16 protein-coding genes are annotated in these 15,184 nt (G+C 43.5%); 14 read left to right on the forward strand and 2 right to left on the reverse strand.

What is annotated here, in order from left to right:
• Window positions 1-149: 149 nt before the first annotated feature.
• The 13 genes from FTV12_RS10610 to FTV12_RS10670 all read left to right on the forward strand — a co-directional run bounded on the left by FTV12_RS10610 (window position 150) and on the right by FTV12_RS10670 (window position 13,082).
• Complete coding sequence (locus tag FTV12_RS10610; protein WP_034169994.1) at window positions 150-728, forward strand: nitroreductase family protein; 579 nt, start codon at window positions 150-152, stop codon at window positions 726-728.
• A gap of 33 nt (window positions 729-761) precedes the next feature.
• On the forward strand, window positions 762-1,835 hold the full coding sequence (locus FTV12_RS10615) for an NAD(P)H-dependent glycerol-3-phosphate dehydrogenase (RefSeq protein ID WP_034704062.1): 1,074 nt from the start codon (window positions 762-764) through the stop codon (window positions 1,833-1,835).
• Window positions 1,836-1,907: 72 nt separating this feature from the next.
• Window positions 1,908-2,363 (forward strand): histidine phosphatase family protein, encoded by a 456-nt coding sequence (locus FTV12_RS10620; protein ID WP_179992284.1) that lies wholly within the window; start codon window positions 1,908-1,910, stop codon window positions 2,361-2,363.
• A 29-nt stretch (window positions 2,364-2,392) separates the two neighbouring features.
• Entirely contained in the window at window positions 2,393-3,535 is a 1,143-nt protein-coding gene (gene gspL, locus FTV12_RS10625; RefSeq protein WP_179992285.1) for a type II secretion system protein GspL, read from the forward strand.
• Complete coding sequence (gene gspM, locus FTV12_RS10630) at window positions 3,535-4,014, forward strand: type II secretion system protein GspM (protein WP_004782448.1); 480 nt, start codon at window positions 3,535-3,537, stop codon at window positions 4,012-4,014. Before gspL ends, gspM begins: the two co-directional genes overlap by 1 nt.
• A gap of 90 nt (window positions 4,015-4,104) precedes the next feature.
• Complete coding sequence (locus tag FTV12_RS10635; RefSeq protein ID WP_180034001.1) at window positions 4,105-5,106, forward strand: quinone-dependent dihydroorotate dehydrogenase; 1,002 nt, start codon at window positions 4,105-4,107, stop codon at window positions 5,104-5,106.
• A gap of 5 nt (window positions 5,107-5,111) precedes the next feature.
• Complete coding sequence (locus FTV12_RS10640) at window positions 5,112-5,693, forward strand: CvpA family protein (protein WP_005235088.1); 582 nt, start codon at window positions 5,112-5,114, stop codon at window positions 5,691-5,693.
• 24 nt (window positions 5,694-5,717) lie between these two features.
• Window positions 5,718-7,253, forward strand: a complete 1,536-nt coding sequence (purF, locus tag FTV12_RS10645) for an amidophosphoribosyltransferase (RefSeq protein WP_179992286.1) — start codon at window positions 5,718-5,720, stop codon at window positions 7,251-7,253.
• 91 nt (window positions 7,254-7,344) lie between these two features.
• A complete protein-coding gene (locus FTV12_RS10650) occupies window positions 7,345-9,234 on the forward strand; it encodes a M48 family metalloprotease (protein WP_180034002.1) in 1,890 nt (629 codons plus the stop codon).
• Between the two features lie 208 nt (window positions 9,235-9,442).
• Window positions 9,443-10,090, forward strand: a complete 648-nt coding sequence (locus FTV12_RS10655; RefSeq protein ID WP_179992287.1) for a hypothetical protein — start codon at window positions 9,443-9,445, stop codon at window positions 10,088-10,090.
• Window positions 10,091-10,112: 22 nt separating this feature from the next.
• Window positions 10,113-11,093, forward strand: coding sequence for a D-glycerate dehydrogenase (locus FTV12_RS10660; RefSeq protein WP_004782439.1), 981 nt, complete (start codon window positions 10,113-10,115; stop codon window positions 11,091-11,093).
• Between the two features lie 85 nt (window positions 11,094-11,178).
• The gene (locus FTV12_RS10665; RefSeq protein WP_171521883.1) at window positions 11,179-12,621 is read left to right on the forward strand and encodes a M48 family metalloprotease; all 1,443 of its coding nucleotides are present in this window, start codon (window positions 11,179-11,181) and stop codon (window positions 12,619-12,621) included.
• A gap of 101 nt (window positions 12,622-12,722) precedes the next feature.
• Entirely contained in the window at window positions 12,723-13,082 is a 360-nt protein-coding gene (locus FTV12_RS10670; RefSeq protein ID WP_004782434.1) for a hypothetical protein, read from the forward strand.
• 80 nt (window positions 13,083-13,162) lie between these two features.
• Here the strand turns inward: FTV12_RS10670 and FTV12_RS10675 are convergent, their stop codons facing one another.
• Together FTV12_RS10675 and rpsU are read right to left on the reverse strand one after the other, a co-directional pair.
• Entirely contained in the window at window positions 13,163-13,609 is a 447-nt protein-coding gene (locus FTV12_RS10675; protein ID WP_004782432.1) for a GatB/YqeY domain-containing protein, read from the reverse strand.
• Window positions 13,610-13,642: 33 nt separating this feature from the next.
• The gene (rpsU, locus tag FTV12_RS10680; protein WP_001136722.1) at window positions 13,643-13,858 is read right to left on the reverse strand and encodes a 30S ribosomal protein S21; all 216 of its coding nucleotides are present in this window, start codon (window positions 13,856-13,858) and stop codon (window positions 13,643-13,645) included.
• Window positions 13,859-14,004: 146 nt separating this feature from the next.
• Here rpsU and tsaD point away from each other — a divergent pair, with 146 nt between their 5' ends.
• Entirely contained in the window at window positions 14,005-15,021 is a 1,017-nt protein-coding gene (tsaD, locus tag FTV12_RS10685; protein ID WP_004782431.1) for a tRNA (adenosine(37)-N6)-threonylcarbamoyltransferase complex transferase subunit TsaD, read from the forward strand.
• Window positions 15,022-15,184 lie beyond the last annotated feature (163 nt).

The raw sequence follows: 15,184 nt of genomic DNA on the forward strand, positions 1-15,184 counted from the left end.
AATGAAAGAGACATTTTATTGATTCCACGGAAAATATTGTAATCTTCCTTAAATATTTTCGGGGTAGAGGTATTTGCAAGTTTCTAGAGTATTGTTAGTGGAATATGCTAATCTTGACCGTAGTTTTTAAGTTATAGATCTATAAAGCAATGACGGAATCTGTGGTCGACATCGTTCATCAAAATATTCACCAACGTCAATCAATAGGACATTTGCTGGCACCTGCGCCGAATGCAGAACAGTTAGAAATGGCATTTAAAGCTGCTTTGACAGCACCGGATCATCACCGGTTAAAACCTACCACTTTTGTGATCATCCCGGATGCGCAACGTGAAGCATTTGGTGAACTGTTATCGCAAGCACTGATAGATCTGGGTCAAACTGAATCAGCTCAGATTGAACGGGTCAAGAATCATCCTTTTCGTGCACCTTTGCTGGTACTGGCATTAACCCGTTTGCAGGATCATCCGAAAGTGCCACATTTTGAGCAGATTTTGAGTTCAGGTGCCGCTATTCAAAACTTCTTGCTGTCTTTGCAGGCTCAAGGTTTTTCAACTATGTGGCGTAGTGGCGCAGTAGTAGAATCAAAATTTTTCAAGCAGTCGCTCGGCATTGGTAAGGATGATCTGGTTTCTGGCATTATCTATATCGGTACGGCGGCAAAAGCGATTGCACCACGTGCTGAAATCCAGACCCAGAATTATGTAAGTTATTGGAATCAAAACTAAGGCATTTCAAGACACAGGATATTAGAAAACAAGATGTCAGAATTAAATTTTACCGATTTGATTGAACCGGTAGTGGTCAACCAGAATACGGCTTTAAGAATTACAGTTTTAGGCGGTGGTAGTTTTGGTACTGCAATGGCCAATACCGCGGTTCGAAATGGCTGCGATACCATGATCTGGATTCGTGATCCGGAAGTAGCTGAAGATATTAATGCAACACATATCAATAAACGCTATCTACCGGATTTTAAGCTGGAAGAAAATCTGCTTGCTGTGTCCGATCTGGAGAAGGCTGTTCGTGATCGCGATATTATTCTAGTCGCGATTCCAAGCCATTCTTTCCGTGATGTGTTGCAGCAGATCAAGCCCTTTATAACCTCTCAAGCGGTGATTTCCCTGACAAAAGGGATCGAAGCCAATACCTTCAGCTTTATGAGTGACATCATTCGTGAAGAACTACCGGAAGTGCCTTATGGTGTGCTGTCTGGTCCAAACCTGGCCAAAGAAATTGTCGCAGGTCAGCCGGCAGGTACGGTGATTGCCAGTGAATCTGAACTGGTACGTTATGCAGTGCAACAGGCACTCCATAGTGCATTATTCCGTGTCTTTGCCAGTGATGATGTGCATGGCGTAGAACTGGGTGGCGCATTGAAAAATATTTATGCGGTCGCGATGGGAATGGCGGCTGCCTATAATGTCGGTGAAAATACCAAAAGTATGATTCTAACTCGTGCGCTAGCTGAAATGAGCCGATTTGCAGTCAAGCTGGGTGCAAATCCGCTAACTTTCTTGGGGCTTTCTGGTGTAGGTGATCTATTTGCCACTTGTAACAGTCCGCTGAGTCGTAACTATCAGGTCGGTTATGCATTAGGTAAGGGTAAAACCTTAGAGCAGGCGACGACTGAACTGGGTCAAACTGCGGAAGGGATCAACACCATTGTGCAGGTAAAAGCGCGTTCAGAAGAGCTGGATGTTTATATGCCGATTACAACTGCCTTGTATGAAGTGATCTTTGAAGGAGCGCCGCCGCTGACGATCGCTTTATCTTTGATGAAAAATGGTCATCGCAGTGATGTGGAATTTGTCTTGCCACATCATCAAGTCTGATCTATAACACAGGAAGAGCGATGATTATAATGCTGACTGATGACCGTAGCGACAAAATAAATAGGGAATAAGATGCAACTGACTTTAGTGCGACATGGCGAAGCCGCGCCACCAGTGAGTGGGAATGATAGCAAACGTCCCCTAACGGAACGCGGGCATCACCAGGCGGAACAGACAGCGCAGTATTTAAAGGACATCATTAAACCGGAAGTATTTGTGGTCAGTCCTTTATTGCGTGCGCAGGAAACTCTGGCGCATTTACAGCACTATTTTAAAGATGTGCCCGTGGTGATCTGTAATACCATCAAGCCTGATGATGATGCTAAAGTTGCAGTTGAATGGTTATCGCAGTTGCCGTATGAGTCCATTGCGGTGGTTTGTCATATGAATGTTGTGGCGCATATTGCCTCCATTCTCGTGACTGAGTCTTTTCATCCATTTCATTTATCAGAAGCACGTATTTATGATCAGGCCGTGATTGCACCAGGCTTATCAACACAAGTTAAAAGCTTTATTCCAACAGTATAAAAACCAATTAAAACGGTAGAACACAATCGATGTTGTATTTATGGATGCCGGAAGCCAATGGGGTTTGGCAATGGTCAAAGGGGGAGTTCTGGAACACTGCTGCAACACTTGAGCAGCTGATTCAGGATATTCAGGCTTATCATGGTGAAGAGGCGACGGTCTTTTTTCCAAGTCGTCATGTGCAAATTTTGCAGCAGACTTTGCCAAAGAGCCAATATAAAAAAATGGGCAATGATGGCATTAAATATCTGTTAGAAGAATATGTAGTACTGCCTGTCGATACCATGAAAGTGCTGCATCATTTTCAGCAGCCTGACCAGATCAGTATTCTGGGGATTGCAAATTCTACAGTTGAAACTTTGCAGCATGCCCTGAATTTGATTCCTGTTAAACTCGCTGCATTATTGCCAGACTTTCTGGTTTTGCCAGTGCCTGAACATGCGCAGCAGCGCGTTATTGCACAAATTGGTGGGCATTTGCTGGTACGTGAAGCTGAATATATCGGCCAGTCAGTGGATGATCTGAGCCTTTATCTGGATTTTCAGTCTAAAGATCTGGAATATCAGGTCAGCAATCTCAGCCCTGAACAAATGAGCAGTTTAGAAGCGGTAGCAACACGTGAACAATTAAACTCGTTCCAATATACGTTGCCAATGCTAAAAAAACTGAAACAGCATCCATTTAATATCCTGCCAAAGGGTAAATCGGATCATACTGTTTCCGGTTACTGGAAAGCCTGTGCGGCGGTTTTTCTTGGGATTTTAGTACTACAGTTTACTTATGATGCGGTGCGCTGGTATCAATATAAAAAAGTCGCCAATACCACTGCGATGCAGGCGATTGACCAGTTTAAATATTGGTTCGGACAAAATTATCCGGTCACTGAGCAGAATATTAAAAGTCAGTTTGAAGCCCAGCTTCGTCAAAGTCAGACTGCGGATACTCAGGCTTTGCAGCTCATTAGCCGAGTCGGGCCGGTGTTGATGCAAAACCAGATTGTGGCACAGCGTGTCAATTATGATCCGTCTGGATTGAGTCTGCAGTTACAGTCCAATTCATCTGAAAGTTTAAATACTTTGACCAAGCAACTGGGGCAGCAGGGCTTTAAAGTAGAATTGGGGAATATACAGGCGAATGGAACAGGCGCCGTAGGGCTGGTGAAAATACAATAATGAAAGCTATTGAAACCTTACAGAACCGCATGGATCTGCAAATTGAAAAACTGACCGATTATCTGGATCGTTTGTCAGCACGTGAACGCATTCTGGTAATCTTTACCACAATCTTTGTGCTGGTGACCGCTGTTGCGAGTGCACTCTGGGCAATGCATCAGGCAGCAGATACCCAGCAGAAACGTTTAAATGATCTAAAAGATACGCTGGTCTGGATGCAAAGCAATGCTGTTACTATGAAGCCGGCAGGAGACTTGCAATTAGATGCAGCAGAAAAAGTGCAGCGTATTGCTCAGCAACAAGGGCTGTCGGTCGCATCACAGCAAATGGATGGAAAAATTCAGTTGATGCTGTCTCATGAAAATTATTCTGTGCTGGCCAACTTCCTGACACAGTTGGCACAAATGGGGCTAAGTATCGAGAAAATGGAACTAAATAATGAAGCAGGGCAGATTAAATTAACAGCGACTGTGCAATAACTGGTAAAAATAAAGATTTGCAAAGCATGGTTTTTTTGTCAGCCTATGCCTATAATATGCCGACTTAAAAAGCAGTAGACTTTTCTAGATATGTTGTATTCTCTAGCCCGCCCTTTGTTGTTTTCTTTAGCACCAGAGCGTGCACATGAGCTGACACTATCACTATTAAAATCATCCCATAAAATGGGCATGATGCGTCAAAATGTTGCTGTGAAACCTGTGACCTGTATGGGAATCGAATTTCCTAATCCGGTCGGTCTTGCAGCAGGGTTAGATAAAAATGGTGCCTATATTGATGCCTTGGCCAGTCAAGGCTTTGGTTTTATTGAAATTGGTACCATTACTCCACGCCCGCAACCTGGTAATCCTCATCCACGTTTATTCCGTCTTCCGAAAGCCAAAGCGATTATTAACCGTATGGGTTTTAATAATGATGGTGTGGACAAACTGATTGAAAACGTTAAAGCTGCAAAATTTAAAGGTGTACTGGGAATCAATATCGGTAAAAACGCTGATACTCCGGTAGAAAAAGCAGTAGATGATTACCTTATTTGTTTAGAAAAAGTCTATAATTATGCTTCCTATATCACCGTTAATATTTCTTCTCCAAATACCAAGAACCTGCGCAGTTTACAAAGTGGCGATGCACTGACTGAATTGCTGGAAACGCTGAAGAATCGTCAGCTGGAACTGGCTCAGGAACATCAGCATTACGTTCCTCTGGTATTAAAAGTTGCACCGGATCTTGAAGCTGAAGATATTGCCTTTATTGCCAAGCAGTTATTGCAATACAAGATTGATGGTCTGATCGTGACCAATACCACATTGTCACGTGAAGGTGTGGAAGGTCTGGAGCATGCAGAAGAAGCGGGCGGTTTATCAGACGCGCCAGTCTTTGAGAAAAGCACGGCATGTCTGGCTGCATTTGCAGAGGAATTAAAGGGACAAATTCCATTGATTGGTGTGGGTGGTATTCTTTCAGGTGCGGATGCGCTGGCCAAGAAAAAAGCTGGTGCAAGCCTTGTACAAGTCTATAGTGGCCTCATATATACTGGGCCGGAACTGGTTAAAGACTGTGTAGCCGCGCTTTAAATCCTATGAATGCCATTGATATCTTTCTACTGATTATCTTGCTCATTGGAGGGCTCAACGGTTTGCGCCAAGGATTTATTAAAGCCTTTGCGAACTTAGTGGGATGGATTTTTGCCTTGATTATTGCGGCGAAATATTCAACACTACTTGCGCCCTCAATGGTTGCTCTCAGTACAGATCCAGTGGTACAGAAGATTGCAGCCTTTGCCTTTATCGTTCTGATGATTGTGGTACTCACCTGGATTGTCACCTTTCTGCTCAACCGCATTTTAAAAACCCTGAAACTCGGTCCGCTGAATCGTCTTGCGGGCGGTGTTTTCGGTAGCCTGAAAGGTTTGCTGATTGTTCTGATTACCATGCAGGGGATTGGCCCTTGGGTGGAAAGTTCGCCGCACTGGAAGCAGTCCAAATTTATACAGGTCTTATTGCCATATGCGCCTTGGGCAACAGAGCTCTCCAAAGAAGCCGCAAATGGCGCCCTGCAACATATCAAGTCTGAAGGGGCACAGAAACCTTCAGATTCCTCATCTGAACCGGCATCCAAGGCCAAGAGTTCAGATGCGTCAACGAATAATCCTTTTTATTAATCCTAGCTTGTCTGCGAGGTTGCTATGTGTGGAGTAGTTGGTATAGCTGGTAAATCACCTGTTAACCAAATGTTGTTTGATGCATTAACGATGTTACAACATCGTGGACAAGATGCAGCTGGGATTGTGACTTGTCAGGAAGGCCGCCTGTTCCTGCGTAAAGATGTCGGTATGGTCCGTGATGTATTCCATACCCGTCATATGCGTGCTTTACAGGGTAATTATGGTATTGGTCATGTGCGTTACCCAACGGCGGGTACTTCAAGCAGTGCCGAAGCGCAACCATTCTACGTAAACTCACCTTATGGGATTACGCTGGCGCATAACGGTAACCTGACCAATGCTGAAGAAATTCATGATGACCTGTTTAAAACTGATCTGCGTCACATGAATACTGATTCAGATTCAGAAGTGCTACTAAACGTACTGGCGCACGAATTACAAAAACGTGGCAAGCTGGTACCTACCTCTGAAGATATTTTTCAGGCTGTAACGCGTGTACATGAGCGTTGTAAAGGTGGATATGCCGTTGTTGCGATGATTACCGGTCAAGGTCTGGTAGGCTTCCGTGATCCAAACGGTATCCGTCCATTAATTTACGGTTCGCGCGAAACAGAAAGTGGTATGGAATATATCATTGCTTCTGAATCTGTAGCGATTACGGCACTAGGCTTTAAGGTTGAACGTGATATCGAACCAGGTGAAGCAGTTTTCATTGATTCTGACGGTAACTTCTTTACCCAGCAATGTGCAGCGAATCCAGAATATCGTCCATGTATTTTTGAATATGTGTACTTTGCTCGTCCAGATGCAACTATTGATGGGATCTCTGTGTATAAAGCCCGTTTGAAAATGGGTGAGAAACTGGCACAAAAAATCCTGCGCGAGTGGGGCGATGAGCATGACATCGATGTGGTGATTCCAATTCCGGATACTTCGCGTACTTCGGCATTAGAATTAGCCAATATGCTAGGCGTGAAATTCCGTGAAGGTTTCATGAAAAACCGTTATATCGGTCGTACCTTCATTATGCCAGGTCAGCAACTGCGTAAAAAATCAGTACGTCAAAAACTGAACCCGGTTGAGCTCGAGTTCCAGGGCAAAAACGTTCTACTGGTCGATGACTCGATTGTGCGTGGTACGACTTGTAATGAAATTATTCAGATGGCACGTGATGCGGGTGCGAAAAAAGTATTCTTCGCTTCTGCGGCACCTATGGTGAAATATCCAAACGTATACGGTATTGATATGCCGGCGAAATCTGAACTGATCGCTTCTGAACGCAGTGTAGAAGAAATCCGTGAAATCATTGGTGCTGACCGTCTGATTTTCCAAGATCTGGAAGACCTGAAAGATGCAGTACGTACCAAAAAAGTTCCTCATTTGCGTGAATTTGACTGTTCTGTATTTGATGGTGTGTATGTCGCAGGTGGAATCAATGCTGAATACCTCGATCAATTAGAGCAAAAACGCAGTGATGGCGCCAAAAAAGGCGACAATTTTATTGATGTGAATATTGATGCAGCATCAGTTGACCTGACCGGTGTACGCGAAGTCTAAGCAATTAAAATCATGATGAAAAAGCGGGAATTTCCCGCTTTTTTGTTATATGATGAGCCCAAGGAAAGACCAGATCAGTTAGGGTGGTAGATTGAAAAGCGTAGGATATGCTTTGGTCAAAAACAAGAATATGCTATTGCTAGCCAGCTTTTGTCTGATTGCGATACTATTAACAGTTCTGATTATCAATACAGTGGTTGGCCTGTTTGTTTTCTATGCTGATCCTGGCCAGTCGATATGGTGGCATGTCCTTAGTCCTTATCTGGTAGCACTGGTTTTGTTCTTGATGATTATTTCGGTCATCTATGAATTTTATACGTTTCGTGCCGGCGGCTATTCTTTAGCCCAGCAAATGGGCGCGCGTCGACTGAACCAAATGGAAAGTATTCCGGAAGAAAGTGCTGCACTACGGATCAATACTCAACTGGCAGATACGTTCCTGATTGAACCGCCAGCTATGTATGTCCTGCCGAATGAAGTGGGGGTCAATGCATTAACAGCGGGTTTTAGTCCACGTGATACTGCTATTATTCTGACTTGGGGTGCATTACAAACTCTTGATGAAATTGAACTTTATGGCTTGCTCAGTCATGAATTTAACAAGATTCTATCTGGTGAAACAGCTGAAAATACCCGCCTGAAAATTCTATATAGCAGTCTGACCACTTTTAGCCAGTGGGGCAGCAAGATTGCGAAGTTGGGGTTTTATCGAAATGATGTACCTCGGGAAAACAAGTTTGAAACCTTCTATGTCTCAATCGGAGCAGTCATCTGGTTGATTGGCAGCTTGGGTATTTTGATTACACGTTTTATTAAATATATTTCATTGGGCGGACGTACCTATAAAAATGACCAGAAAACCCGACGCCTGATTCAGAATGATGCCAATATTCAGACTTTATTGCGCATTCATGTGCATCATTCAGGATCACAGATCTATAGTGAATATGCCGAATCCATTTCACATATGTGTTTTGCCAATTCTTTAAGTCCACAGAACTGGTTGAATATTCATCCGAATATTAATCAGCGTATTTATGAATTAAATCCTGCCTTGATTCAGGATCTGCAGCTTGAAAATCTGAAGAAATTAAAAAACCAGCCTTTGTTAAGTCTGTTCCGCTCATTGGAAGATGTCGTACCTGAAAGCACAGCAGTCTGGGAATCCCCACAGCCTTTGCCTTTGTTACGCTTGTCTCCAATTAGCTTCGCCATTAAAGATGCCATCAAGCCATTGAATCCTGAACTACGTGCCAATATGCCGCGTCCGGAACTGATTGAGCGTGCTTTGCAAACTTCGACCGGTTCACGTGAGGTGATGGTCGCGATTCTGATGATCCGGCAATATCGTGAGTTTATTCCAACCGAGGCAGAGGTCAGTCGTGCGATTATTGATTCATTATTAAATCTGGATGGACGGGTACATATCTCGATTTTCCAGCAGGCCTGTAAAAATATTGGTGGAATGCCTACCACGGTGGCACGGCAGTTTTTAATGAAGCTGGCAAGGATTATTCAGGAAGATGGTGAAATCGGTTTGCTGGATGCCTTATTGCTAGAACGGGTGAAGTATGAACTGAATTTGCTGCCGATGCATACACCGACGTCTTTAGATGAAGTCAAACCACAGATTGTACGTCTGATTGATGCCTTGCTGCATGTGCAGCAGATTAACAGCGATAATCAGCTAGAGGTTCGGGAAAAGATTTTAAATCGTATTCTTAGCCCAAGAGAACTTGATCTGTATAGTGAAATCTCAGATGAGCCGATTGATTTGGCTGAGATTTTAAATGATATTGCAGGATTGTTATTACGTGATCGTTTGAGCATGTTGGGTATTGCAGAAGTTTGCCTGTGGAGCGACCGGATCATGACCCAGGATGAGCTGGATGTAATGGAACTTCTGTACTGGCGCTTGGGTTTTGAATCCAATGAAATTACCCAGCAAATGCTTAAGAAAAACAGCTTGATGATTATCTAGTATTTTTAAATTAATAAGATGTATTTAACTCCAGTTTTTCAAGAACTGATCTATAAGCCAACTTGCAGTAGAAAAAAGTAATCTTATAAATTGATTTCTATTCTGAGTTAAAATGACTCAAGAAAGAGAGTGAAAAGCTGGAAATAGTTCGGCAAAGAAAAGCGAATCCCGTTAAAATGTTCAACCTGAAATAGGTGATGAAGAAAAGATGATTGGGCATCAGCGTGACATACTGGCAACATTAGGAATCGATATCTGGATTCCCAAGGGCGACGTATGTCAGCAGCATCAGGTTTCGATCTGGCGTGATCAGGCCCCAGCAGAATTACATAGCGAAATCATCCTGCCACAACCGACTCAGATTGCTCCGGTAGAAAAAGCTCCTTTAATTGCGCCTGAGCCTGTTACAGTTGAAGCAAAAGCTGAAGTTAAAAGTGAAGTACCAGTAATTGTTGCATCAATTCAGGAACAGCGGGAAATTCTGCATATTCCGCCATTCAACTTGCAGGCTTTAAGCTTGGAACATTGCACGATTGTCATCGATGCCACAGAAATGACCGAGCAAACCCAGCATTTATGGAGCAATATCCAGTGTGCTCTGCAAAGTGAATTTTATGAATTAAACTGGCCATTTCCATGGATGAATCTACAAGATGGCCGAGGTGTTGAATCTTATATTCAGGGTTTTCTGGACATGATGAGCCTGGAAAAAAATATCATTTCCCTTGGCTCTATTCCGCATGTGACACATAATAAAATGATTCAACTGGCATCTTTACAGGAAATGCTGGATCAGCCCATACTTAAAAAACGCTTATGGCAATTTATGCAAAACAGGCCAGCGAACTCAGAATAATATTGATGTGGAATAGGGACATATGAAGCAAAAAGTGATTGTATTTAGCCAGATCGATCAGGATGTCCAAAAAAAACTCGAACAAAATTTTAATGTAGTAACTTTACAGCCGAAACTGGGCAATGTGCATGAGCAGTTGCTGGAACATGTGCGGGATGCCGATGGCATGATCGGGGCAGGAAGGTTGCTCAATCGCGATAATCTGGCACCAGCAACCCGACTTAAAATCATTTCTAGTGTCAGTGTAGGGTATGACAACTATGAAGTTGATTATCTGAATGAAAAAAATATCTATCTGACCAATACCCCCCATGTCCTGACTGAAACCACGGCAGATCTGGGATTTACGCTGTTAATGGCAGCTGCACGCAAAGTGGCTTATCTGGATCACTGGACCAAACAGGGACAATGGCACCGCACGACACGTGAAGCACAGTTTGGTATGGATATTTTCGGAAAAACGCTGGGGATAATCGGGCTAGGGCATATTGGGGCAGCAGTTGCACGCCGTGGATTTTACGGTTTCAATATGAATATCTTGTACCATAATCGCCATGAAAAACCGGAATTGGCTCAAGGGCTCAGTGCACAGTATTGTTCTCTGAATGAGCTTTTGCAGCGCTCAGATTTCGTGGTGGTTACCGTGGATTTAAATGCTGAGTCAAAAGCACTGATTGGAGCAGAACAACTGGCACAGATGCAGCCACATGCGGTGCTGGTAAATATCTCCCGTGGGCCTGTGATTGATGAGCAGGCTTTGATCGAAGCTTTAAAAGCCAACCAAATCTTTGCTGCGGGTCTGGATGTTTATGAGAAAGAGCCTTTAAAAGAATCAGAATTATTTGAACTGGATAATGTCATTACCTTGCCCCATGTCGGTTCGGCCACAGTGGCGACACGTCGAAAAATGGCTGAGCTGGCTTATCAGAATCTGGTTGATGTACTTGAAGGGCGGGTGCCACGCTATGTGGTGAATCCGCAAGTGATTGGTTCATCTAAGTAATATTAAATAACATTTTCCTGCATCAATGCTCATTTTTCGATGCTATATTCGAGACAGGTTGAAACTGAATTTTAGAGATTTTTCATTGAAACGTTTGGTATTGGCGTGCGGGTTAGGTCTGTGTGCAACGGCAGGACATAGTGATAATAATTATTTTAATCAGCCTGCTGCACAATTTTCTGTACCGGATATTGGTGCGGGCGTCGGATTGATCGATCAGCAAAAAGAACAAATGATCGGCGAAAAGGTCTATCGTCAAGTCCAGAAACAAATGCCTGTGATTCAGAATCCATGGCTTGAAGATCAGTTGCTTTCCGTATTTTCCCACATTCTCAGTCAGACCAAATTACAGCAACCGATTGGTTTAATGCTAATCAATGATCCGCAAATTAATGCTTTTGCAGTACCCGGTGGGTTATTTGCCCTAAATGCGGGTTTGATTAATTCTGCTCGAAATACGGATGAAGTGGCAGGGGTGATGGCACATGAAATTGCACATGTTACACAACGTCATTACAGTCGTTCGCAAGAAACCTTTAAAGGACAAGGACTGTTGGCCCTAGCAGGGATTCTGGTGGGTGCATTAGTCGCTTCACAGGCAGATGGTGATGCCGGTGCAGCAGTGATGATGGGTTCTCAGGCAGCACTACTTGATCAGCAATTAACTTATAGCCGTAATCAGGAACGTGAGGCGGACCGGATCGGAATGCAATATATGTATGCTGCCGGATACAGTCCGCACAGTATGGCGGATTTCTTTGAAGTGATGCATCGGTCCACTAGCCGTTTAAGCTTTATGCCAGATTTCTGGCTGACGCATCCTTTAACTACTGAGCGTATGAGTGAAGCGCGTTTGCGTGCCAATCAGTTGCCTGCGGTTAAGCGTAATTTAAATGATCAGGATTTTGAAATCATTAAATGGTATACACGGGTACTGTCACGTCAGACCACTGAACAACAGCTCAACTTGATGGTGCAACGCAATGATTTTCCTGGCCAGCTGGCTTTAACGGCTTATCAGCTTCAGCAGGGAGACTTTCAGGCGGCACAAGTCGCACTGGATCAAGCCAAAAAGCACAATAACATGCATCCTTTGCAGGTGTTATTTCAAACTGATATTTATCTGGGACAAAATCAGCTGGATAATGCGCTAAAAAGCATTAGTTCAGCCGCACGGATCATGCCGGAGAACCGTGCTTTAAATTATAAATATGCTGAAACCCTGATTCGTGCTAAACAGCCTGATCAGGCCAGAACGATTGTGCAGCGCTTTTTAAATAGCAATACCCGTGATGTTAGTGGCTGGAGATTAATGCAACTGGCAGCGAATGCAGCACCTGATTCATCGATAAAAGCCGCGAATGTCTTGCGTTATCGGGCTGAAGTGGAGTACTGGTCAGGCTATGAAGAAACTGCGATTAAGTCCTTAATACATGCTCAACGCATCAGCAAAGGCAATCAGTCTTTATCGGCAACGATTGGCCAGCGTTTAAAACAGATGCAGCAAACGCGACAGTTTAAAATTTAAGTCTATTTTTCTAATGATTTTTAGCTTCAGTAGATATAGCCGAAGTTCACTAAATCACGCTACAATCCGGGCAAAGCTAAGTTGTCTATTTTAATTATTTTATGAAAAAAATATTATTGGGTTTATTGATATTGGGGTACGGCGGTAATGTATTGGCGGCTAGTGCAGCAGAATACGTACAGTCCGTTGAGCAGATTAATGCTGATTATCAAAAAGAATCACGCCAGTTTTTAAAAGGTTTAAATCCACAGCAGCAGGGTTTTAGCGCATCGCAGAATCAGCAGTTTTGCGCGATTGTGCAGCGCTATGTGGATCGTTTATATAAAGCGGCAGACCAGAACCGGGCTTATCTGGATCGTCAGTATCAAAATGTAGGCAAGCAGGATGTCATACTGCAGGTAAAATCTTCAAAAGAGATGCAGTTGCTGAAACGTTATAATGTGGATTGTAATTTACAGTAAGAATAAATAAGAAAATGCTGAGAACTGTCCGGAATGGAGGCAGTTCAACGCAGATTTAGATTTGAAATAGAATGGGGGAATTAAGCAAGTTTTGCTTTAATTTTTGCTGAAACTTGTGCAGGATCGGCGCGCCCGGCTATGAGCGGACGCAGAGAATTCATCACCTTACCCATATCTTTCATGCTAGTAGCTTGTTGCGCTTCAATTATTTGCGCAATCAGGGAATCAAGTTCTTCCTCAGTCATAGCTTCTGGTAGAAATTGAGAGAGAACCTCAACTTCGGCTTGTTCCTTACTAGCTAAATCATCTCGACCAGCGCCTTCAAAGGCTTTGATCGATTCTTTACGTTGTTTAATTTGCTTTTCAATGACCGCAAGAACTTGAGCATCGTCAAGTTCTTTACGCTCATCGACTTCGATTTGCTTAATTGCTGCTTGCAGACTACGAATGACCGTCAACTTTGACATATCTTTGGCACGCATGGTGGCTTTCAATACGTCAGTAATCTGGTTTTTTAAAGTAGTCATTATTTATTCCAAGCAGTCAATCACAAATTAATCTTAGTAAAGGCGAGTAGTACGTACTGATTCACGCGCCAATTTCTTTTGGTAGCGTTTAACAGCAGCAGCTTTTTTACGTTTACGTTCTTGAGTTGGTTTTTCGTAGAATTCACGTTTACGAACGTCAGCAAGAACACCCGCTTTTTCGCATGAGCGTTTGAAACGACGGATAGCTACGTCTACTGGTTCGCCTTCTTTCAATTTAACTTGTGGCATGAAGAATCCTCATTAAGTTATGGATAAGATCAGGGCCGAATTGCCCTCGATCACAAGTGAAGGTCAGTATTTTACTCATTTACATCTCATATCACAAGTCTATAATAGTTGCTGCAATAGATTTGATACAGGTTATAGGCAGTTTAATGATCGTTTTAGGCTTGGAAACGTCGTGTGATGAAACAGGACTTGCGCTGTATGACAGCGAGTTGGGTTTGCGCGGACAGGTGCTGTACAGCCAGATTAAACTGCATGCTGAATATGGCGGCGTCGTACCAGAACTGGCTTCGCGCGACCATGTGCGTAAACTCATTCCCTTACTGAATGAACTGCTTGAACAAAGTGGCATCAAAAAATCAGAAATTGATGCGGTGGCCTATACCCGTGGTCCGGGCCTGATGGGCGCGTTAATGACTGGCGCACTGTTTGGTCGGACTTTGGCCTTTGCCTTAAATAAACCGGCAATTGGTGTGCACCATATGGAAGGTCATATGCTGGCACCATTACTTTCTAAAACGCCACCAGAATTTCCATTTGTGGCATTACTGGTGTCTGGTGGTCACTCACAGCTCATGGCCGCTTATGGCATTGGACAATATGAATTACTCGGTGAATCGATTGATGATGCGGCGGGTGAAGCATTTGATAAAGTTGCGAAAATGATGGGTCTGCCATATCCGGGCGGCCCGAATATTTCCAGACTAGCTGAGCAGGGCGATCCGAACGCCTTTGCTTTCCCACGTCCAATGCTGCATCAAGGTTTGGAGTTTTCATTCAGTGGTTTAAAAACTGCAGTTTCTGTTCAAATGAAGAAACTCGGTGAAGAAAGACGTGATGCAGATATCGCTGCGAGCTTCCAGGAAGCCATTGTCGATACACTTGTTAAAAAATCAGTGAAGGCATTGAAACAGACTGGCTTAAAACGTCTGGTGATTGCTGGTGGTGTAAGTGCCAACAAGCGTTTACGTGAACGCCTGGAAGCAGACTTGGCGAAAATCAAAGCCACCGTGTACTATGCAGAACCTGCGCTGTGTACCGATAATGGTGCGATGATTGCCTTTGCGGGTTATCAACGTCTAAAAGCCGGACAGCAAGATGGTTTGGCTGTGACCACAACTCCACGTTGGCCAATGACAGAATTGACGAATCCGGCAGAAGCTTGATTTAAAGATTCAGGATGAAGAAAAGGGGCCTTAAGCCCATTGCTGTCCCACAATTTTTCACAAGAGGAAGCTCAAATGAGCTTCCTCTTGTTTTATGGGTATTTTATCGGGTGAAAATAAAGCTTTTAAAGTTCTTCTTTCAAACAAATTCACTTGAATTATT

Source organism: Acinetobacter sp. YH12233, from assembly GCF_013417725.1.
Taxonomy (GTDB): domain Bacteria; phylum Pseudomonadota; class Gammaproteobacteria; order Pseudomonadales; family Moraxellaceae; genus Acinetobacter.

What these genes read in the sequence shown, in the direction of transcription:
- FTV12_RS10670 (WP_004782434.1), top strand. Translation starts at nt 12,723, where the DNA reads ATGAAAAAAATATTATTGGGTTTATTGATATTGGGGTACGGCGGTAAT.
- gspM (WP_004782448.1), top strand. Translation starts at nt 3,535, where the DNA reads ATGAAAGCTATTGAAACCTTACAGAACCGCATGGATCTGCAAATTGAA.
- FTV12_RS10640 (WP_005235088.1), top strand. Translation starts at nt 5,112, where the DNA reads ATGAATGCCATTGATATCTTTCTACTGATTATCTTGCTCATTGGAGGG.
- FTV12_RS10620 (WP_179992284.1), top strand. Translation starts at nt 1,908, where the DNA reads ATGCAACTGACTTTAGTGCGACATGGCGAAGCCGCGCCACCAGTGAGT.
- purF (WP_179992286.1), top strand. Translation starts at nt 5,718, where the DNA reads ATGTGTGGAGTAGTTGGTATAGCTGGTAAATCACCTGTTAACCAAATG.
- FTV12_RS10635 (WP_180034001.1), top strand. Translation starts at nt 4,105, where the DNA reads ATGTTGTATTCTCTAGCCCGCCCTTTGTTGTTTTCTTTAGCACCAGAG.
- FTV12_RS10660 (WP_004782439.1), top strand. Translation starts at nt 10,113, where the DNA reads ATGAAGCAAAAAGTGATTGTATTTAGCCAGATCGATCAGGATGTCCAA.
- FTV12_RS10615 (WP_034704062.1), top strand. Translation starts at nt 762, where the DNA reads ATGTCAGAATTAAATTTTACCGATTTGATTGAACCGGTAGTGGTCAAC.
- rpsU (WP_001136722.1), bottom strand. Translation starts at nt 13,858, where the DNA reads ATGCCACAAGTTAAATTGAAAGAAGGCGAACCAGTAGACGTAGCTATC.
- FTV12_RS10610 (WP_034169994.1), top strand. Translation starts at nt 150, where the DNA reads ATGACGGAATCTGTGGTCGACATCGTTCATCAAAATATTCACCAACGT.
- FTV12_RS10675 (WP_004782432.1), bottom strand. Translation starts at nt 13,609, where the DNA reads ATGACTACTTTAAAAAACCAGATTACTGACGTATTGAAAGCCACCATG.
- FTV12_RS10655 (WP_179992287.1), top strand. Translation starts at nt 9,443, where the DNA reads ATGATTGGGCATCAGCGTGACATACTGGCAACATTAGGAATCGATATC.
- tsaD (WP_004782431.1), top strand. Translation starts at nt 14,005, where the DNA reads ATGATCGTTTTAGGCTTGGAAACGTCGTGTGATGAAACAGGACTTGCG.
- gspL (WP_179992285.1), top strand. Translation starts at nt 2,393, where the DNA reads ATGTTGTATTTATGGATGCCGGAAGCCAATGGGGTTTGGCAATGGTCA.